The sequence below is a fragment of the Petrotoga sp. 8T1HF07.NaAc.6.1 genome, from assembly GCF_016772115.1.
Lineage (GTDB): Bacteria > Thermotogota > Thermotogae > Petrotogales > Petrotogaceae > Petrotoga > Petrotoga mobilis.
Genome location: NZ_AUPG01000018.1, coordinates 1 through 17,571, shown reverse-complemented (window position 1 = coordinate 17,571; position 17,571 = coordinate 1). Strand labels below are relative to the sequence as shown.

General features: G+C 35.0%; 17 protein-coding genes and 1 pseudogene. 5 read left to right on the top strand and 13 right to left on the bottom strand.

The features are described 5' to 3' along the window. The first annotated feature begins 43 nt into the window (after nucleotides 1–43). A complete protein-coding gene (locus tag NAAC61_RS09535; RefSeq protein ID WP_202695885.1) occupies nucleotides 44–1,255 on the top strand; it encodes a glycosyltransferase in 1,212 nt (403 codons plus the stop codon). After that, entirely contained in the window at nucleotides 1,248–2,699 is a 1,452-nt protein-coding gene (locus NAAC61_RS09530) for a lipopolysaccharide biosynthesis protein (RefSeq protein ID WP_202695884.1), read from the top strand. The genes NAAC61_RS09535 and NAAC61_RS09530 overlap by 8 nt, the downstream gene beginning before the upstream one ends. Before the next feature lie 46 nt (nucleotides 2,700–2,745). Here NAAC61_RS09530 and NAAC61_RS09525 read toward each other — a convergent pair whose 3' ends face one another. The 3 genes from NAAC61_RS09525 to NAAC61_RS09515 form a co-directional block, all read right to left on the bottom strand. Continuing rightward, the gene (locus NAAC61_RS09525) at nucleotides 2,746–3,624 is read right to left on the bottom strand and encodes a DegV family protein (protein WP_202695883.1); all 879 of its coding nucleotides are present in this window, start codon (nucleotides 3,622–3,624) and stop codon (nucleotides 2,746–2,748) included. 423 nt (nucleotides 3,625–4,047) lie between these two features. Then, a complete protein-coding gene (hepT, locus tag NAAC61_RS09520) occupies nucleotides 4,048–4,473 on the bottom strand; it encodes a type VII toxin-antitoxin system HepT family RNase toxin (protein ID WP_012209115.1) in 426 nt (141 codons plus the stop codon). A gap of 3 nt (nucleotides 4,474–4,476) precedes the next feature. Further along, complete coding sequence (locus tag NAAC61_RS09515; protein ID WP_202695882.1) at nucleotides 4,477–4,929, bottom strand: nucleotidyltransferase domain-containing protein; 453 nt, start codon at nucleotides 4,927–4,929, stop codon at nucleotides 4,477–4,479. A 562-nt stretch (nucleotides 4,930–5,491) separates the two neighbouring features. Here NAAC61_RS09515 and NAAC61_RS09510 point away from each other — a divergent pair. The 3 genes from NAAC61_RS09510 to NAAC61_RS10870 are packed head-to-tail and all read left to right on the top strand — an operon-like array spanning nucleotide 5,492 to nucleotide 6,835. Continuing rightward, on the top strand, nucleotides 5,492–6,073 hold the full coding sequence (locus tag NAAC61_RS09510; protein WP_121515144.1) for a hypothetical protein: 582 nt from the start codon (nucleotides 5,492–5,494) through the stop codon (nucleotides 6,071–6,073). A gap of 49 nt (nucleotides 6,074–6,122) precedes the next feature. Beyond that, nucleotides 6,123–6,590, top strand: coding sequence for a type II TA system antitoxin MqsA family protein (locus NAAC61_RS09505; protein ID WP_233546371.1), 468 nt, complete (start codon nucleotides 6,123–6,125; stop codon nucleotides 6,588–6,590). Between the two features lie 5 nt (nucleotides 6,591–6,595). Next, nucleotides 6,596–6,835 carry a hypothetical protein gene (locus NAAC61_RS10870; protein WP_237729870.1) on the top strand — a complete coding sequence of 80 codons (240 nt, stop codon included), beginning with the start codon at nucleotides 6,596–6,598 and terminating at the stop codon, nucleotides 6,833–6,835. A 336-nt stretch (nucleotides 6,836–7,171) separates the two neighbouring features. Here NAAC61_RS10870 and NAAC61_RS09500 read toward each other — a convergent pair whose 3' ends face one another. The 10 genes and pseudogenes from NAAC61_RS09500 to NAAC61_RS09455 form a co-directional block, all read right to left on the bottom strand. Further along, a complete protein-coding gene (locus NAAC61_RS09500) occupies nucleotides 7,172–7,393 on the bottom strand; it encodes a hypothetical protein (protein ID WP_202695881.1) in 222 nt (73 codons plus the stop codon). A 353-nt stretch (nucleotides 7,394–7,746) separates the two neighbouring features. Continuing rightward, entirely contained in the window at nucleotides 7,747–8,580 is an 834-nt protein-coding gene (locus NAAC61_RS09495) for a nucleotidyl transferase AbiEii/AbiGii toxin family protein (RefSeq protein ID WP_202695880.1), read from the bottom strand. Continuing rightward, nucleotides 8,577–9,170 (bottom strand): type IV toxin-antitoxin system AbiEi family antitoxin domain-containing protein, encoded by a 594-nt coding sequence (locus NAAC61_RS09490; RefSeq protein ID WP_121567362.1) that lies wholly within the window; start codon nucleotides 9,168–9,170, stop codon nucleotides 8,577–8,579. Before NAAC61_RS09490 ends, NAAC61_RS09495 begins: the two co-directional genes overlap by 4 nt. 100 nt (nucleotides 9,171–9,270) lie before the next feature. After that, entirely contained in the window at nucleotides 9,271–9,843 is a 573-nt protein-coding gene (locus tag NAAC61_RS09485; RefSeq protein ID WP_202695879.1) for a lysine exporter LysO family protein, read from the bottom strand. Next, entirely contained in the window at nucleotides 9,840–10,112 is a 273-nt protein-coding gene (locus tag NAAC61_RS09480) for a LysO family transporter (protein ID WP_202695878.1), read from the bottom strand. The genes NAAC61_RS09485 and NAAC61_RS09480 overlap by 4 nt, the downstream gene beginning before the upstream one ends. Before the next feature lie 35 nt (nucleotides 10,113–10,147). After that, a complete protein-coding gene (locus NAAC61_RS09475) occupies nucleotides 10,148–11,158 on the bottom strand; it encodes a mannose-1-phosphate guanylyltransferase (protein ID WP_202695877.1) in 1,011 nt (336 codons plus the stop codon). A gap of 493 nt (nucleotides 11,159–11,651) precedes the next feature. Then, nucleotides 11,652–13,837: pseudogene (gene glgB / locus NAAC61_RS11395) on the bottom strand (1,4-alpha-glucan branching protein GlgB). Between the two features lie 112 nt (nucleotides 13,838–13,949). Next, entirely contained in the window at nucleotides 13,950–14,942 is a 993-nt protein-coding gene (gene dprA, locus NAAC61_RS09465; RefSeq protein WP_158585717.1) for a DNA-processing protein DprA, read from the bottom strand. A gap of 398 nt (nucleotides 14,943–15,340) precedes the next feature. Next, nucleotides 15,341–16,039 carry a tRNA1(Val) (adenine(37)-N6)-methyltransferase gene (locus NAAC61_RS09460; RefSeq protein ID WP_202695876.1) on the bottom strand — a complete coding sequence of 233 codons (699 nt, stop codon included), beginning with the start codon at nucleotides 16,037–16,039 and terminating at the stop codon, nucleotides 15,341–15,343. 14 nt (nucleotides 16,040–16,053) lie between these two features. Further along, the coding region (locus NAAC61_RS09455; RefSeq protein WP_202695875.1) for a hypothetical protein at nucleotides 16,054–17,571 on the bottom strand (1,518 nt) is incomplete at its 5' end.

Below are 17,571 nucleotides of genomic sequence, written 5' to 3'. Positions count from 1 at the left end.
TTTTTGATGTTAAAACTGAAATTACATTCGGAGTTGATAAGATTTGAAAGTATTGTACATCACCAATTTGTTGCCAGTTCCTCATAATCTTAGTAGAGGAATTTTTATAACAAATAGGCTTAAAACTCTGCAGAGTTTTAATATGGACTTCGATGTTTATGGTATTACTTCTAAAGATTCTTTTGGAATAAAACTTTTGAAAAAGATTCTTTCTCTACCAAATGTAAATTCTACTGATTCATTTTATGAAGTCGATGGTATAAAATATAAATATGTATCTTTTAGAAGAAGTTTAGTTGATGTCTTTAATTCGAGAGTATTAAAGAAAAATAATCAAATTAAAGATTCAAAAGAAGTTGCAGAGGATCTGTTTGATAAAATTAAGGATAACGAGTTCGATATAATCCATGCCCATGGGATGTATGACCCACCTGCGGGATTAGTTGCAAAACTGTTATCGCAAAAGCTAAGTGTTCCGTATGTAGTTACCGCCCATGGTAGCGATATAAACTTAGCGATGCCTAAGGCGAAAGAATTGTACGTTGATGTTTTAGAAAATGCTGCAAAGGTTATCTTTGTAAGTAATGCCTTATTGAATAAGGCTAAATCTTTTGGATATTCCAGTGAGAATTCTGTTGTTATTCCCAACGGGATTGAACCAGATATCTTTAAACCTTTGAATAAAGAAAAAATAAAAAAAGAACTGGGATTATCTAAAAAGGTTGTTGGGTTTGTAGGTGGATTGAAGAAAGTAAAAAGGGCAGATAAATTGCCCGAAATTTTTTCTCAGATATCTTCAATCTACGATGCTGAGTTTTTAGTTGTTGGAGATGGTGAGTTAAGAGAAAATATTGAAAATGAATGTAAGAAAAGAAAGTTGGAGGTTAAATTTGTTGGAAGTGTTTCTCATGAAGATGTGCCTTATTATATGAATGCTATGGATGTAATGATACTTCCGAGCAGGAATGAAGGATTTGGAGCTGTTGTTATAGAAGCACAGGGATGTGGGGTGGCAGTTGTTGGTAGCAGTAACGGAGGTATACCTGAGGCAATTGGGGATGGAGGAGTAGTCGTTGAGGAAGGAGAAGGCTTTGAGAAAAGGTTCGCTCAATCGGTTATGAAGTTGTTAGAAAATCCAATTGATGGAAGTTATTTAAGAAAAAGGGCGTTGGGATTTTCGTGGAAGAATACTGTAGAAAAGGAAATAGAAGTTTATAATGAAGTCTTAAATAAATTTGGAGGAAGTAATGCCTAAAGAAAGAGAATTTATCAAATCTTTTTTTCAATTTTCAATGGGTCAATGGATAGCTGCATTGATTTCTTTCATCACTACCCCTATTACCACTTGGCTTATAATCCCAGAAGAGTTTGGTAAGGCGTCGATGTTTACTTTGGCTTTCAATTTACTTCTCAATGTTGCACTTCTTGGAGCGGATCAGAGCTTTGTTCGTATGTTTTATGAAAGGTCTGAGGATAAGAGAAGGGATTTACTTTGGGATTCTTTGCTGCCGAGTTTGAGTATAGGCGTTGTTGTTTTTGTTGTAATTGGCATCTTTTGGAAAGAGTTGTCTTTCATTCTTTTTGGAGATTATAATCATTTTCTTCCGATTTTTTTGTTGGGGGTTACTATATTAATTGGTATTTTAGAAAGATTTTCCACTTTGGCTGTTCGGATGAAAAAAAGAGGTATCGCTTTTTCTACGTTGAGGGTAGTGAACGGAGTAACAAATGCGGTTTTTACAATTTTATACGCCCTTTTTGTTTCAAGAAGTTTTTATGCTGTTATCATTGGTTTGTTTTTTTCTCATATAGTTACCGCTTTATTAGCGATCTTTTTTGAAAGAGAATTGTGGTTTGGTAAGTTCAAAGTTGATTTTAAATCTATAAAAGCGATTGTTAGATATGGACTTCCTTTTGTTCCTACTTTTTTAATTACTTGGCTTTTTCAATCGATAGATAGGTTGGCGTTAAGAAATTATTCTGATTTCACGGAGATAGGTTTGTATTCTGCTGCTTTCAAAGTGGTTTCAGTTATGAATTTAATTCAAACGGGGTTTACTATGTTTTGGACTCCCGTTTCTTACGAGAGTTATGAAAAAGAGCCAGAGAGTAAGGGGATTTTTGAGAAAACTTCTGTGATTATCGCCGCAGCGATGTTTGTGTTTGGATTGCTATTAGTTGTGTTTAAAGATGTGATATTTTTGCTTTTAGAGAGTTCTTATAGGCAGGCTGCTGGGATTAGCTCTTTTTTGATTTTGATGCCTATTATGTATACTGTTTCTGAAACGACGGTCGTTGGTATTAATTTTAAGAAAAAGACATATTGGCATATGTTGATAGCAAGTGTGGCAGCAGGAGTTAACGTTTTTGGAAATTTGATGCTTGTTCCTGTATATGGTGCAAAAGGTGCAGCATTTTCTACTGGGGTGTCGTATATAGTTTTCTTTTGTATGAGGACGTTTATATCTAAGAGATTGTTCCCTGTTAATTACCATTTGGGTAAATTTTTTATCAGTACGTTTGTTTTTGTGGTCGTTGCTTTTATAAACACTTTTGTTCCTAATATGGTTTATCAGGTTGTATCTGCTGTTTTGGGTTTGATCGTTGTGATGTTTGTGTATAGAGATCAGGTGAAATATGTGTTTGATTTGGGAGTTGATTTGATGAAGGAAGTGAAGGAGAGGGTAGTTAGTAGGTGAAATTTGAGCCCCTTCGCCCCGCTGCCCACCCTACAATCTTTTTGTTTTATTCTTCTAATTCTGTGAAGCCTATTCCTATTGCCCCAGGCCCAGAATGAGCTCCAATTACTGCTCCCAAAGTACCTGAGTATATTTCACCTTCATAGTTTAGTTTTTCTTTGAGTTTTTCTATCATGTATTCTTCGTCTTCTTTACACATGGCGTTTCTTGTACAGATAATTGCTTTTTTAGGATCTTTTATTCTATCTGAAATTATATTAACCATTTCTTCTAAAGATTTTGTTCTTGATCTAACTGCTTTTATTGGTTTTACTACTCCATTCACAAATTCCATTATCGGTTTTATATTTAATAGAGTACCGACGAACTGTGTGGCGCCACCTATTCTTCCACCGGCTTTCATGTATTTTAAGGTTTTTACAGTGAATATTGTACTAGTTTTTTTGATCGATTCTTTGGCTATTTTAGAGATTTCTTCAAAATATTTTTTCCCACTTTTAATTATTTGTGCGATTTTTATTTCCAAAGCAGCCTGACCACATGTACAGGTTCTTGTGTCTATTAAGGTTATTTTTGAGTCTTGGTATTTCTCGGTAAAATCATTTTTTGCTATATTGGCATTTTGATAGCTTGCAGATAAATCGCTTGATATTGTTGTAACTATTATCTCTTTGAACCCTTTTTCATATTTTTCTTTAAAAGCGTTGAACCAATCTTCTGGATTTGGTGCTGCAGTTTTTGGAGCTTTGTCTGGATTTTCAGCCATTTTCTTATAAAATTCTTCATCGGATATATCTTTGCCTTGAACAAGATACTCTTTCTCATCAAAGGTTATGTAAAAAGGAATTTTAACGATATTATATTTTTCAAGAATTTCTGATGGTAAATTGCTTGCAGCATCAACTATCTGTGCTATTTTAGGCATAAAAAATCCTCCCTTAAATAGTTTTTTCAATTATAATTATATATCAATTAATAAATAAAAATATACCACCCTATCACATAACTTTTGCAAACGAGCTTTATAGCGCCCCCTTCGCCCCGCTCCCCACCCATAAGGAAGAGGGACCTGCGGTCCCTTAAACCCTGTTTTTCATCCATAAGGAAAAGGATTTTTATTTGCACCCTTTCCCTGTTTTTCATCCATAAGGAAAAGGATTTTTATTTGCACCCTTTCCCTGTTTTTCACCCATAAGGAAAAGGATTTTTTATTTGCACCCTTTCCCTGTTTTTCATCCATAAGGAAAAGGATTTTTATTTGCACCCTTTCCCCGCTTTCCAACCATAAGGAAAAGGATTTGTTCCTTTTTACCCCGCTCCCCGCCCATAAGGAAAAGGCTCCATCTGATCAGTTATTTTCGATGAATTTTTCTATACTTTTAATGAATTGTCTAATGTCATCCAAATTTTCTGTTATTATGTCGTACAGCTCTTCTTCAGAGATCATGTGATACATATGGACCAATCTATTCCGATAACCCGCCATTTGAATTAATTTCTGGCTTAAATTCTTGTTTATAATATCTTTTTCTCCAAGCCCCAAAGCAATAGCTTTATACTCAGTGGACATGTCTATGCTACCTGTCTTAGCTAATATATGCCTTCCAATATCAAAGATTGCTTCTAAAGATCTTCGGAGAAAGCTTTCAGCTGCTGCAGGGTTTCTTCTATCTCGTAGAAATTCTTCTTTTGATAAGTGAGATAGTATTTCTAATTGAATTAGATAGTCATTGATGAATATCAATCTATCCCTAATAAGCTCTTTATTTATCATCTTTCATTTCTCCTCGTACTTTTCTAATACTTCTTTATGGTATAAATCGAGTACATATTTAAAATCCGCAGCCCGCCTTAATATCATCATTTCGTATTCATCTTTGAAACTTTCTGATTCACTATATACACATATGCCTTTTAACGCTTCAGTCTGGAATACAGAATGAGTTTCTTGTAAAAATACCAGATCTAATTTGTAAGGTTTGAATAATTCTTCTAATTCATTGTATATACTGGCATAAAGCTTGTATCTATGCTTTATACTATCCAAATCAAACAAAAAAACTATTCCCACATCTATGTCTGTGAGAGGATCATCTATTTTTATATTGTTATCATCATTGTCTTTTAGTAACTGATAAGCCTTTTTTTTCTGCGAGCCAAACAAATAAACTAACCCTATTTTATATTTTTTACACAAATCTTTTAGGAATTCTAATTTGTCCTGAACCATGTTGTTCACCTGCTTAATTCTTATGTATTTAAATCGCTCTGTGACCTTTTTAAAATTAATTGTCGCTCCCCGCCCATAAGAGGAGTAAATTGTTTTCTTCGTTGATTTAATTATATCATATTTTGAAGGTGCGTTATCTTATCATATACTTCTGTATAATAAGTTTTATAGCGCCCTTTGCCCCGCTGCCCACCCATCTAAGGAAGAGCTTCTGTCGCCCTTTTACCCCGCTCCCCACCCGTGAGGAATAAGAATTTTTATTAGCGCTCTTTAACCCCTCTCACCGCCCACAAGGAAAAGATTCTTTTATCTTTTCACTCCGCTATCCGTCCATATAAGAAGGTGGGAAAGGGCTTCACCATCAGCCCGCACATTGAAGAAAGAGTAAGTGGGACAAAATTGACTTCTAAAAGGTTTAGTGTTTTAAAATTTTAAAATAAGAAAGGTAATGGTATAATAAGGATGATCGGTAAATGTTTTGGGAAGAAAAACTATAATTCCGTATAGTCATTCATTGTGTTAGAGATAGATATTCTGATAACAAAAAGGGGTGTATATCAAAATGTCAAAAAGTCCAAAGAAAAAGAAGGAGAATGAAGTTGGCGAACAAAGTATGAGTAAAGATTCTTATTCTACAACTCAGGTAACTTCTATTCAACAAAAAATTCAACAGAAAAAGGAATACCTGCTTTCTGTTCTTGATTTTGATGAGCATCTTCGTGAACAAGTTGAAGAGATGTTTAATATTAATCTTAAAGTTTTCCCTGTGGGACAGGAACCAATGATCTTTTGCACAGCCGCATTTAAAATAGGTAACGCAGAGTTAGCAATGAGTAAAATCGAAAAGCTTAGTGATGTGTGGCTTGTGGATATAAATGAGGAGAGGGCATATTATATATGGACAAGACCTTATCCTAAAGGGCACTGGAACCCTATAAGTAAAACGCCGGGAGCCCGACAGATTATTGGAGAAGTTCAAGTGAATTTTGACAATACGCTTACACTTGAAACAAAAACCAAGAGCTGGATAACACAACTTATTCATCTTATGATAGATGTGTTGGGTAAAGATATGAGACTCATTAATTTGGAATTTGAAAGCCCTTCAGATTTATTAAAGAAAGCTATTGATCAAAAGGAGTAGCTTCGCTTTACTTGATTCCCACCCATAAATATTGAGGAGGGTGAAGCAAATGTATGAATTGAAAAAACCAAAAGAAAGGTTGTCCTGTGAGCAATGTGGAAAATTGGTGAGGTATAAAACTATAAAAAAGAAAGAGAATTATAACGTTAAGAATTACCCTATTGAAGTCGAACGCACTGTTGCTATATGTGAAGAATGTGGGGCTGAGTTACTTGAACCCTATTATGAGAATGAGAATTTAAAAGCAGCATACAGAAAATATGCTGAATTGAATAATTTGGTGTTACCTGAAGAGATCAAGGAAATTAGAAGTAAGTATAATGTCTCTCAGACACTATTTGCCTTAATTTTAGGTTTAGGAGAAGCTACTATACAACGTTATGAGATGGGTTCGTTACCAACTAAAGTTAATAGCGATTTGATCAAGAGAGTTTCCGAACCGATTGAATTTTATAAGATTTTAAAAAGTAATAAAGATAATATTCCTGATATCGAATATAAGAGAGTATTCTTTTAGACTATTTGGTAAAGACAAATTTAATAAGAATGAATATCGATTTTTCTAAAAAGTTTTTGCAAGAGACGTATAAGATTGGTTTGGTAGATCAAGCTCCTTTAAGGAATTTAACGAATGAAGAAAGAAGTGTTGTAGAAAAAATTGTTAAAAATTATGGAGGATTGATCGCTAGAAAATTAGTTGAAGTGTCACATAATGACGTGGCTTATAAAAGTTCAAATTATGATGAAGAGATAGTGATTTAGGGTCAATCTTTTTATGGATAATTCTGATCTATAACAATATACCACCCTATCACTCGAATTTTGTATAATGAGTTTTATAGCGCCCTTCCCCCCGCTCCCCACCCATAAGGAAAAGGTTCTTTATTAGCGCCCCTTCGCCCCGCTCCCCACCCCACAATCGGCCATCTAAGGAAAGAAAAGCTTTACTTCTAAGCTTCCTACCTATTTAAGGGAGCAATCTGTAGTCCCTTAGTTCCAAAAATTAACGGGTTTCCTCTTAAAAACCCCAAATCAAGGTCAAACTCATTTAAAAATATAGTGTGTATACGGTGGAAAACAGAGCTTCTCCTACCACCATTATTTCAATATTTCTTTTAGTTCTTCTAATGTTATACTAAGAATATTTTTCTTTATTTGGTTTATAATTTCTTCGTTTGCTTTTCTGATATTTTCTTCTAATCTTTTATCAAAAGCTTCTCCAAACCTTTGGTTTAGAATTTCTATGATTACTTCTCTTTCACCTTTTCTTTCACCTTTTTCCACGCCTTCTTCAAATAATGAGGCTCCTATCTTTGTCATTCGTATCACCTTATTTCTGGTACACTTTTCGTTTAGTAAGTTCACCTTTACAAGTACACTATAATTATTTGTTATTAATGTGTAAAAGTCAAATGTTATTGATCTATATGACCATAATCAAAAATCATACAATTGTTTGGGTATAGTAAAAAAGGCTTAAACACCCTGCAAAAGCGTTAGCCTTCATAGTAGAAATCAGTAGACTTTTAGACGATGCTGAGAGAGACACATGCAATGTTTCGCTTCTTAGTTGAGATGACATACATCAAAGATATCAACTTATTGTTGCTGTTTTTTGTGTGGTTTTAAATATTTTTAGAAACTTAATTTTAACATTTTGAATTAATAAGGAACTAAATCATTGATATTATTGATTTTATTAATAATTCAATTTCTTCCCAGCTAATATTTTTGGAATAGCTATATTTGTTAGTGTATTGCTCCCAATAATTTTTCATATTTTGGTCTTTAAATATATTAGCAACTAATTGATCTTTATCCTTTAAAAGATTTATTGTTTCTCTTTTTGTAAAAGTTTCATAGATTGCTTCTTTTAGTGTATTTTTATCTATTTCTTTATCGAATAGTTTGAAAATGATATATATATCGTAGAAATCTTTCATTCTTGAATTTAGTATATTTCTAGATATTATTGTCTCTATTTTTTCTGCTAAGAGAGTTTCCTTGTTGTAGGCAAAAATATTTATATTTCTATTTTCTAGGAGAAGTTTGTATTTATATTGTATTTCTGAAGGAGTTATTTTGTCACCTGTTGTGATATCAATCTTTAGTGGAATTTTTGCTTTTTCTAACTTTGATATAATAGATATTCTATAACCATAATAGTTATCTTCTTCTCTAATTTCACTTATCCTTTCTAACTCAAATTCAACACCATCATTTAGGTCTATATTGATTAATTCTTCAAAAATATTTTTGATGTTTTCACTTGTTAATTTTATGGATTTTAATGTAATGTCCATATCTATTGTTGATCTTTCTGCTATCCCAGCTAAAGAGGTTACCAACATTCCGCCTTTTAGAATAAAATTATTTTTATAACTTGATATGGATATCCTTTCAAGAATTCTTTCCATCATATAGATTCTTAAAACTATTTGTGGATTAAGGTTTTTTTCTTTTGATAAATTTCTTATTAAGCTTTTTAATTGCATTAGATTTTTCATAAGATCATCTCCAAGTATTTTCTCAACACTTTTTCAATTTTTAGTTTTTTTGAGTATTCTATTAATTTGTTTAGGTTTTTATCTTTGTTAGATATATAAGCTTTTAATGAATTTTTGAATAAATCTTTATCCATATTGTTTCTGTTTTTGACAATATCACATATTGTTCTCTCTTTATCATATACTTTTATTTCTCTTCCAAAATTGGTTTTTGATTTTGTTAGTCCGAGATCATAGTTTTCTTTTTTTGTCCAATGTATGTTTACATTATATTTTTCTAGATTTTTAAGGTTATAACCCTGAGGGAGAGTTACTGAGTAATTTATTGGGTCTCTATCTGTTAAATTATGTAAATATAGTGCTGTTTCATGGGAAAAGACTATTTTTTGAAATTTTTTTTGTAATATATACATTTCATCTTCAAATGTTCCTGGAGTAATGTATGTACCCCTTTCTAATCTTTCGAGAATATTTTTTTCTATAAAAATATTTAGATATTGTCTTGGGATTCCTAATTCAACAACCTCTTTTGTAGTTATTATCCCATCTTTTTTATTTATTAATTTTTGTAATTTTTCAATATAATTCATATGATCACCTCTTTACAAGTACACTATAATTATACACTATTAATGTGTAAAAGTCGAGTTTTGGTGATCTATAAGATAATAATCAAAAATCATAATTATTTTAAAAAATCATTGTTATAAGAATTGGAACGGAAAGAGAAAGTATTACTCCTTGTCCAAAGGCTATTAGAGTAGTTTCTTTATCAGTGCTTTTTGATATTACTCCAAGCATGGTGTCCATTGAAGTGGCTCCTCCAATTGATGCTGCTCCTAGGGGGGACCATTTAGCAACTAAAGGAATTAGAACTATCGCTAAAATTTCTCTAATTACATTTGCAGTGAAAGAAATTGCTCCTAAAACAGGAGAGTAGAGATTGCTGATCATAACCCCTGAAAGTGAATACCAACCGAATCCTGCAGATGCGCCTAATGATTCTTTTAAATTTAAATTCGTGAAAAATATTGCTAATGATCCAAAGATAAGACTTCCTAATATAGTTAACATTGATTGAAAGAGTATATTTTTCATGTTGACTTTTAATTTTGAGAGTATCTTTTCTTCACTGCCAATATCAACCCCAACGCTAAAAACCAAAAACATTAATAAAATAGTTGTTAAATTGTTCGGGATATTAAAGTTAAAATAGATACCGGATATTATTCCAGCAACGACTGCAGATAATAGCAATATCATTTAGTTTTCTCCTTTTTAAAGAACTTTTCGTAAATGGAAGTGAAAAGAACGCTTCCAATAATGGAAAAAACTGCTATGTATAAAGCTGTGATTCCAATTTCTTTAATTTGAGAAATCAAGACGTCATCGTTGCCAATTTCATAACCCATGAAAAAGAGTAACAAAACCGTTGACCATAGAACAGGTTTGATTTTTTTCAACCATTTTAGCCTTCCTTTTATTCCTAAAAAAAGGCCAATTGAAAAAGCTATAAGTATTCCCACCATCATAATGGATCCACCTCACACCCTGCCTTTATAATTTTTTAAAATTTCCCCATTTTTTTCAGCTTTTCAGATATTTTTCTTACGTCTTGTGAGTTTTCTTCTTTTGTGATTAAGATACCGTTTTCTCCTTCAACCACTATAATATTTGATAATCCAACTATTCCTACAAATTTATCGGATTTCACAAATACATTTGCCCCATTTATGACTTCAACGTTTTCGTCGTTATCTGAGTATCCTTGCAGTTCCCTTACAGATACCCAGTGCCCTACATCAGACCATGTAAAATCGGCTTTTACTACATAGACTTTATCAGATCGCTCTAATAGGGCGTAATCGATGCTTATTTTTTCGATAGTGGGCATGATTTTTCTTAAGCTCTCTGTGTCCCATGGAGAGATGTTTATGAGTTTGTTATAAATGTCAGAAGAATGTTTTTTCATTTGTTCTAAAAATGTGCTTTTTTTCCATACGAATATACCGCTGTTCCAATAGAAGTTGCCTTTTGATAGAAAAGTTTTTGCTGTTTCAGGATCTGGTTTTTCTTTGAATGAATTGACTTTGTATGTTGAGCTGTTTATTTGTTTTCCTGCTTCTATATATCCATAACCAGTTTCTGGCCTGGTTGGTGTTATTCCGAAGGTGAATAATCCGTCGAATTCTTGGGCGCCTTGTATTGCCTTTGGTAGAGTGTCCCAAAATTTTGATTTGTCAGGTATGTAATGGTCGGCAGGGAGTATTGTTACTATTTCATCATCTTGGGCTGCTAGAGTTCCTATCATGCAGGCTGGCGCGGTGTTTCTTGGAATTGGTTCTAAGATGATGTTTTCTTTGGGTATTTCTGGGATTTCTTTCATCGTTAGTTGTTGATATTTTTCTGATGTAATGATAAAGATGTCTTTGGGTTCCATTTTGTAGCTCATTCTTTCATAGGCTTCTCTTATGAGGGTTTTGTCTGAGAAAAGTTTTAGGAATTGTTTTGGTGTTTTTGAGTTTGATAGAGGCCAAAATCTTTCTCCTGAGCCTCCTGCAAGGATTATTGCCTTCATAACTAACCTCCCTTTGTGATAGCGCCCTTCCCCCGCTCCCCACCCTTTTTCGGAAAGGGACCTGCGGTCCCTTAGACCCAAATATTAAGAGGTAACCCCCTTAATATCCCCAAGTTCAAAATCAAAGTTTATTATGAAAAAGCTTTTTTGCACAAAGCTGTAAAAGGGCTTCGCCCTGTAACCCTTTTAAAAGTAGAGTGTTTTTTTATAAGCTGTGCTTAGTCTTTATTTGCGCCCCTTCGCCCCGCAGCCCACCCTTTTTCGGAAAGGGACCTGCGGTCCCTTAAACCCGGGGGGGGTGGAGGGCTTCGCCCTGTAACCCTTTTAAAAGTGGAGCGTTTTTTGTGAGCTGCGCTTAGTGGTTATTTGCGCCCCTTCGCCCCGCAGCCCGCCCATAAGGAAAAGGTTCTTTTTTAGCCCCTATCCCGGCTCCCCGCCCGTTTTAGCAAGGAGGAAAGGAATATGAACCATTCCGTTCATAAGGAAGGGGCCTTTATTTTATTAGGAATTTGAAATATAGACCACCTAGAGGTGGTAGTGTGAGTATTATGGATTGTTCTCTTCCATGCATGGGTATGTCTTGAGAGTATACTTCTTTTGGATTGTCTACTCCACTTCCGTAGTATTGTGTCCAGTCTGTGTTGAGTATTTCTTGGTATACGCCTTTTTTTGGTACGCCTATTCTATAGTTATCCCTTGGCACTGGTGTGAAATTGAAGACGCAGACGATAATTTCATCTTCATTTTCTGATTTTCTTATAAAAGATATTACACTGTTGTCCGCATCGTTGAAATCTATCCATTCGAAGCCTTCGTAACGGTGATCAATTTCAAATAATGCGGGATGATTTTTGTACAGTATATTCAAATCTTTTAAAAATAGTTGTGTTTTTTTATGAGGTTCGTATTGTAATAGGTGCCAGTCTAAACTGTTGGAGCAGTCCCATTCTTTTCTTTGGGCTATTTCACTTCCCATAAAGAGTAAATTTTTGCCAGGATGGGCATACATGTAGGAGTAAAAGAGCCTTAAGTTGGCGAATTTTTGCCAATCGTCTCCTGGCATTTTTTCCAAAAGAGACCTTTTGCCATGTACGACTTCGTCATGAGAAATGGATAAGATAAAGTTTTCGGAAAAAGCGTATACTAAAGAAAATGTGAGGTCGTTTTGGTGGTATCTTCTAAATATTGGGTCTTTGCTAAAGTATCTTAACGTGTCGTTCATCCAGCCCATGTTCCATTTGAATGCAAAACCTAAACCACCCTCATGAACTGGCGTAGTTACTCCTGGAAATGCCGTAGATTCTTCTGCAACGGTTATTATCCCAGGAAAGTATTGATAGGCGACGGTGTTGAGTTGTTTGATGAAATCAATGGCTTCAAGATTTTCTCTTCCGCCGTATTTGTTGGGAATCCATTCTCCATCTTGTCTGCTGTAGTCTAAGTATAGCATTGAAGCTACAGCGTCTACCCTTAAGCCATCGATGTGGTATTTATCTAACCAAAATAGTGCATTTGCCAATAGGAAGTTTTTAACTTCAGTTCTTCCGTAATTGAATATGTAAGTTCCCCAGTCTTTGTGCTCTCCCAATCTGCTGTCAAGGTGCTCGTAAAGGCTGTGCCGTCGAATCTTCCCAAAGCATGTGCGTCTTTTGGGAAGTGTCCAGGCACCCAATCAACGATGACGCCTATACCTTCTTGATGCATTTTATCTACAAAGTACATGAAGTCTTCGGGTTTCCCAAACCTGCTTGTTGGAGCATAGTAACCTGTTACCTGGTATCCCCAAGAGATGTCTAAGGGGTGTTCGCTTACAGGTAATAGTTCTATGTGGGTGAAATGGTTTTCTTTAAGGTATGATGAAAGTTTTTCCGCTAATTCTCTATAATTTAGAAATTGATTTTCTTCTTTTCTTGCCCAGGAGCCTAGATGGACTTCATAGATTGACATCGGTTCTTTTATCCAATTTTTATTTTTTCTTTCCTCCATCCATTTGGAGTCGTTCCACGTGTGTTTGTTTTGTATGTCGTATACAATGGCGGCTGTTTTGGGCCTTACTTCAAAGTAAGTTCCGTAAGGGTCTGTTTTTAGTAAGAGGTCTCCATTTTGAGTTTTGATTTCAAATTTGTATAAATCTCCTTCAACAACACCAGGAACGAAGATTTCCCATATTCCTGATTGACCTAAGACCCTCATTTGATGAATTCTTCCGTCCCAGTTGTTGAAGTTACCAACGACGCTGACTCTTTTAGCGTTTGGTGCCCACGTTGAGAATAAAACCCCTTCGATTCCGTTTATTTTCATTGGGTGCGCACCTAGTTTTTCGTATATTTTGTAATGGTTTCCTTCATTGAAGAGATATCTGTCGTATTCAGATATGACTGGTAAAAAAGAGTAGGGGTCTTTGTAAGTCCAGGTGTTGCCGTTGTAGTCTGTGCATTTTATTTCGTATTCAAATATTTGTGAACCTGGGATCTTTTTTTCAAAGAGTCCAGCTTCGTGGATTTTATCGAGTTTGATGGTGGTGTTTTTAGAAATTAAATATGCTTCTTTTGCAAATGGTTGTAGAACCCTTATGACTAAGTTTTCTTTGTCGAGTTCTCTTAAGCCTAGATAAATAAATGGGTCGTGACATTCGGCATTGACAAGCATATTTATTTCTTGTTCCGTTAGTATTGGCATGTGTTGCCACCTCCTTTTGTGTTAGTGCCCCTTCGCCCCGCTGCCCACCCATAAGGAAAAGGTTCTTTGATAGCTCCTTTCTCCAGCAGTCCACCCATAGGGAAGGTTTTTATTAATTTATCGTAAAGTAGGTGCCGTTTTCTTGGGAGAGTTTCCCATCTATTTCTAGTTGCATTATAGTGGATAATATTGTAGAGACGTCTTCTTTTAAGGTTTCACATATTGAGTCTAAGTTATTTTTCCCTTCGTTTATTAGTTTTAGTATTTTTTCTTTTAACTCCATTTCTTCAGGATTTTCATTGTAGTTTTCTACTTCTAGGTTGGTTATTCCAAATAACTCTTTGAGATGTTGTATAGATATTATGGGGGTGGCGCCAGAGTAGATTAGATAATTAGTACCGTATGAATTTAACCTTGTTATATCCCCTGGTACGGCTAATACTTCTCTTCCATAATCGAGTGCGTATCTTGCGGTTATTAGTGATCCACTTTTTTTAGCGGCTTCAACAACTATGGTTTTTTCTGATAGGGCTGCAATTATGCGGTTCCTGTACGGGAATGTGTACTTTGTTGCCCTGGTACCTGGGAAATATTCTGATATTATTAGCCCTTCTTCTTTTATTTTGTTGTAGAGTGATTCGTTAGATTTTGGATATATTATGTCTATCCCATTCCCGAGAACGGCGATCGTTTTTTTAGCGTTTCTTTGGGCTATCGAGTCGATTCCATATGCCATTCCGCTTACTACTGTGTAGCTGCTCAGGGCTTTGGCGATTTCAATGCATATAGATTTTCCGTAGTCTGTGACTTTTCTCGTTCCAACAATGGAAACGGTTTTGCTTTTTAAAAGCGATGGATCACCGAAATAGTAAAGAATTACTGGAGGGTCGTTGATGGTTTTTAATAGATCTGGATATTCTTCATCCCAATAAGTGATTATGCCTAAATCTTTTATCTTATCCAAGCTTTGGACTATTTTTCTTTTGTTTTCTTCGAATTCTTCTTTGAATAAAGTAGGGGATGTGTCTGTTTCTGTGTATTCTAAGAGTTCTTTGTTGGATTTTTTATATACTTCTTTGAGGGTTATGATGTCTAGTATGTTCAATGATTGTGAAAGCCTCCTTCCTCCCTGGTTCCCTCTAGAATCAATTTCTTGTTTTTGTGGAATGATTTTTATTGTTTTTTTGTAAGCCGCACTTAGTCTTTATTTGCGCCCCTTCGCCCCGCAGCCCACCCTTTTTAGGAAGGGACCTGCGGTCCCTTTAACCCAAACATTAAAAGATAAACCCCTTAAGGTCCCCGAACGCACCCATAAGGAAAAGAGTTCTTTATTTAGCGCCCTTCCCCCCGCTCCCCGCCCATTTAAGGAAGGACCTACGGTCCCTTTAACCCAAACATTGAAGGGAAAACCCCTTAAGGTCTCCGAACGCACCCATAAGGGAAAGGTCTTTGTTAGCGCCCTTCCCCCGCTCCCCACCCATTTAAGGAAGGGAGGGCTTTCCTTTAACTGCGCTCCGCGCCCCATTCTGAGAAGAAGATCGGAGGGTGAATGAGCAGATTTCTACCTCCGTTTTTTCTGAATGTCAACGAGATTAGTTGGGCATCTTTTTCTTTGTTCCCGTAGGCGATATATATGTGTTGAGGTTCTAAATTATTTTTTTCTAAGATTATTAATACGTCTGAAAGAACGTAAGGATGAATTATAAAACAGCCTAGTCCTTTGTTTTTTAAAAGGTATTTTGAAGCATAGATGAAATCTTCTAATACTTTTAGGTCTTCCGCTGATCTAGCGATTTTTCTATCGCTGATTTGACTTTTTAATCCATCAAAGTAGTGTGGAGGATTTGAAATTATATAGTCTATAGTTTCTGTTTCAAAATAGTTTTTGACGTTTTTTACTTCTGTATTGAGGAATTCTACGTTGTTTATTTCGTTTATTTCTTTGTTTTGTAAGGAGTATTCATATAGATCTTTTTGTATTTCTATGCCTATGATTTTGCTGTTTGGTAGCATTTTTCCAATTACCAGACTGACGTGCCCTATGCCACTTCCGAGTTCGACGATGGTCGAATTGCCTTTTGCTGGATGAGTGGCTAGTAATAGTACGCTTGCATGTGTTGGGAGATGATGTTTGTTGGGTGTTTTTAGTTTTAGTGATCTGTAAATTTGGTCTATTTGATGAATTTTGTTGGTTGTGTCCATGTGTTAGCGCCCTGTTATTTTCTTTGTAGAAATATTGAATATTCTTCTATATTTAGTCTTTCTATTTTTGAATCAATGCTGTTCATGAATGAGAATGTTTCAATGTTCATTAATTTTATAGTAGAAGTTTCCATTATCGTTCTGCTGTTTATAGATGAGTTGAAAAGGTCTATTGTCGAGCTTTTGAATAATGATTCTGCCACGTTATTTAACGATATTTCTTTTAAATAGGTATTATCGATGTAAACACCCGATGAGTTTGTTATTTTAACGTAGTCGGATATGGATGAGTCGTAAATGCAAATTCTTCTTATACTTTGTGTATCGATTGAGCTGTAATTATCAAGGGTTGAGTTTTTAAAAAATAATAATTTTCCTTTGCCGGTAAATTTTATGTTTTCAAAGTCTGTGTCGTAGGCGATTATGGTTCCACCGTTGAGCGCTATTTCTCCTTCTCCAAATATATGAGTTTTATCAAATCCTGGCATTAAAAACATTAACCCTTCAACAACCACAGTAGCACCGTTATATAATCTGACTTCGTTTCCAGATTCTACCAAGAATGTTCTCCCTTCTGGTATTAGTATATCAGAAGCTATAACAAAGGGCGTGTTAATTTGTGGTAAGAAGAGGTTTTTTTCTACTTTGTTTATCGTACCTGAGGCATATGGAACAAGAGCCTCTGAGAGAGTGATTACCGGATCTGAAGGTAACCCGTATGTTCCATTGTTGGTAACTTTTCTTACAAAAATAATATCATAATTTGGGTTTTCAATGAACGTGTTTTTTAATTCAAAAGCTTTTTGCCATCCCAATATTTCATCATATCTTTCAACAACGTAATTTTGATAGTTGGGATCATATCGCCAGGATATGTAATCCATGTCTTCAGAGATTAGTCTTGCCGTAATTTCAGGTGGGGTAGGGATTTGATCGTCAACATTAAAATTCACAAATTTTTCGGTTTTATTTTTGTTTGAGTCAAAAACAATCATGGTTGCATTGGTTGTTGGGTGTAGTAACAAGTCTGATGGGTATTTAACCTCGTTTCCGTCGTCTATGAGAACCAAAAAATTATCATCCCAGTCGTCAGAAATCTCCATATCAAGTTCTGAAAAAAGGTCAACCTTTATAATATCTGAATTTATAACTGGGGGTTTGTCAATATCCGTATCTATTTCGATCTTGTGATCGTAAGTGTTTTCGACATCATCTTTGAACCGTAGAACGTAATTTGTAATTCCGGAATCTTTGGTAATTTTTATTGAGAAACTGTCTTGTGACGAAGTTGAAGAGGCTAATTCTGTTTCGTTGTAGTATAAGGAGACTGTAGAAAAGTCTTCTTCATCTACTTTGTATTCTAAATTTAAATTACCTGCCGATAGTTCTTGGTTGAGATATGATGGTTTTGGTGGAGTGGAATCAAAAGTTATGTTTGTGGCATATTCGGTGATAATTCTGTTTTTGTCATCTAAAAATTTGATGTTGATTTTGTGAGGGCCGTCGCTGATGTCGTATAGCGCCCCTTCGCC

Coding starts and splice junctions, on each gene's coding strand:
- NAAC61_RS09500 (WP_202695881.1), bottom strand. CDS start 7,393: ATGACAAAGATAGGAGCCTCATTATTTGAAGAAGGCGTGGAAAAAGGT.
- NAAC61_RS09530 (WP_202695884.1), top strand. CDS start 1,248: ATGCCTAAAGAAAGAGAATTTATCAAATCTTTTTTTCAATTTTCAATG.
- NAAC61_RS09495 (WP_202695880.1), bottom strand. CDS start 8,580: ATGAAAAATCTAATGCAATTAAAAAGCTTAATAAGAAATTTATCAAAA.
- NAAC61_RS09480 (WP_202695878.1), bottom strand. CDS start 10,112: ATGATGGTGGGAATACTTATAGCTTTTTCAATTGGCCTTTTTTTAGGA.
- hepT (WP_012209115.1), bottom strand. CDS start 4,473: ATGATAAATAAAGAGCTTATTAGGGATAGATTGATATTCATCAATGAC.
- NAAC61_RS09475 (WP_202695877.1), bottom strand. CDS start 11,158: ATGAAGGCAATAATCCTTGCAGGAGGCTCAGGAGAAAGATTTTGGCCT.
- NAAC61_RS09525 (WP_202695883.1), bottom strand. CDS start 3,624: ATGCCTAAAATAGCACAGATAGTTGATGCTGCAAGCAATTTACCATCA.
- NAAC61_RS09510 (WP_121515144.1), top strand. CDS start 5,492: ATGTCAAAAAGTCCAAAGAAAAAGAAGGAGAATGAAGTTGGCGAACAA.
- NAAC61_RS09505 (WP_233546371.1), top strand. CDS start 6,123: ATGTATGAATTGAAAAAACCAAAAGAAAGGTTGTCCTGTGAGCAATGT.
- NAAC61_RS09485 (WP_202695879.1), bottom strand. CDS start 9,843: ATGATATTGCTATTATCTGCAGTCGTTGCTGGAATAATATCCGGTATC.
- NAAC61_RS09515 (WP_202695882.1), bottom strand. CDS start 4,929: ATGGTTCAGGACAAATTAGAATTCCTAAAAGATTTGTGTAAAAAATAT.
- NAAC61_RS09460 (WP_202695876.1), bottom strand. CDS start 16,039: ATGGACACAACCAACAAAATTCATCAAATAGACCAAATTTACAGATCA.
- NAAC61_RS09490 (WP_121567362.1), bottom strand. CDS start 9,170: ATGAATTATATTGAAAAATTACAAAAATTAATAAATAAAAAAGATGGG.